We start from the raw sequence: 1,559 nt of genomic DNA, 5'->3' as shown, positions 1-1,559 counted from the left end.
TCCAATTCTTAAGGACAGATAAAAATGCTCGCTATCAAGGAACTGCATTCTACTTCAAAGAGGGCTTTTGCTGGACAGATGTGTCTTATGATATAAAATGCAGAAAGAAAGGCATTAGTGTTAATGATGTGTTAAGTATGGCGTTGTATTCCCAATTTAGCCAAACTTCAGACAAATATCTTGTTTGCATTATTAATGCAAGACTTATGAGTGATATTGTGTGTAACTTTATCAACAATACTTCACATTTTCAAATCAACGATGCGAGGCAAATTCCCATAATAATCCCTACAAATTCACAGCTGAAAATATTTGAAGCACTTTTTGATAAAGCATATGCTATCCAGCAAGATAAATTTGCTAATCACCTAAGCCAAACAGAGGCAAAAGCTAAACTAGAATTAGTACAAAAAGAGCTAGATGGCTTAGTGTATAAGCTATATGGATTAGAGAAATGAGGGAATAGAGATTGGAATATTAAGTATATCCTAAGTAAAAATCTCATACTATCTATTCACTTCCATTCGCGGCGGTGCTTGGCGCACTCATACTTTTTTAGGCTCATTAAAGGGAAACAAATGACATTGATTATTGAAGATGCTAGCAAAGCATTGCAGAGGGCTATTAAACCTATGCTAAAGCTTTATAAAGCTAGGAGTAAAGTCAAAGGGCATAAAGCAAACTTAATGCAAGAAGCGATTAAAGAGATAAAAAATGGAGAGTATGAAGTTTGCAAGGATTTTGAAGAATATAAAAAAGCCATGAAATCTTAATGTATAAAATCAAGATTCTTAAAGGCTACAAAAAGCAATACAGAAAACTCTCAAAAGATAATCAAATGTTAGTTGATACGATCGTTGAAAAGTTAGCCAATGATCAGCCACTAGAAGAAAAATACAGAGATCATAAGCTCAAAGGTGAATATAAGGATTTTAGGGAATGCCATATCAAACCCAATTTATTGCTTACCTATCAAAGAGAAGAAGATTTTTTAATCCTTACTTGTGTTTCGCTAGGAAGTCATAGCGATTTATTTGGCTAAATTGGATTGCTAAGGGAAAGAGGGCGAGCTAAGCAAGTTTTAGCCTTAATCTTTATCTATATTTCAATCCCATAAAGTGCATAGACTTCCCTATCTAGCTCCTTTTGGAGGGCATTAAGTGCAAGAGTGTTATCTCTATGTGTTTGGAATTTTTCTTTTTGTAATTTAAGGGCTTTATTAAATATCGCTTCAAGGGATATAAGCTGCTTAGCGCTAGGGATTATGATAGGCAAGGCACGGACATCATTAATTTGTATAGAGCAAGTATTATTTACAAAAGTCTTAAGATACTCATACATAAAGCTTGAATTTAGCACTGACACAAAATAAGATATGGGTAAATTACACAAAGTATATAAACTCATACTCGCTACATCATTAATGGTCTTTTGCTTCAAGCGGCATTTAATAAGCTGCCCTTTTTCATAATGCAGGATCAAATTCCAGCAAAAGCCCTCTTTGAAGTAGAATGCAGTTCCTTGATAGCGAGCATTTTTATCTGTCCTTAAGAATTGGA

Annotated in this window: 4 protein-coding genes; 3 read left to right on the top strand and 1 reads right to left on the bottom strand. The window is 34.1% G+C overall.

Translation table 11 applies throughout. The features are described from left to right. The 3 genes from CQA63_RS09990 to CQA63_RS09240 all read left to right on the top strand — a co-directional run. Window positions 1-458, top strand: a 458-nt coding sequence (locus CQA63_RS09990; protein ID WP_211305745.1) for a hypothetical protein, incomplete at its 5' end; no start/stop codon positions are given. Window positions 459-578: 120 nt separating this feature from the next. After that, window positions 579-773, top strand: a complete 195-nt coding sequence (locus tag CQA63_RS09245) for a hypothetical protein (protein ID WP_104700773.1) — start codon at window positions 579-581, stop codon at window positions 771-773. Then, complete coding sequence (locus tag CQA63_RS09240) at window positions 773-1,042, top strand: type II toxin-antitoxin system YafQ family toxin (RefSeq protein ID WP_104700772.1); 270 nt, start codon at window positions 773-775, stop codon at window positions 1,040-1,042. Before CQA63_RS09245 ends, CQA63_RS09240 begins: the two co-directional genes overlap by 1 nt. Before the next feature lie 56 nt (window positions 1,043-1,098). Here the strand turns inward: CQA63_RS09240 and CQA63_RS09985 are convergent. Further along, a partial coding sequence (locus CQA63_RS09985) for a hypothetical protein (protein ID WP_211305744.1) occupies window positions 1,099-1,559 on the bottom strand: 461 nt, incomplete at its 5' end.

Origin of the sequence: Helicobacter marmotae (assembly GCF_003364255.1) — a bacterium.
GTDB classification, from domain to species: domain Bacteria; phylum Campylobacterota; class Campylobacteria; order Campylobacterales; family Helicobacteraceae; genus Helicobacter_C; species Helicobacter_C marmotae.
This window is presented reverse-complemented; position numbering and strand designations above follow the sequence as displayed.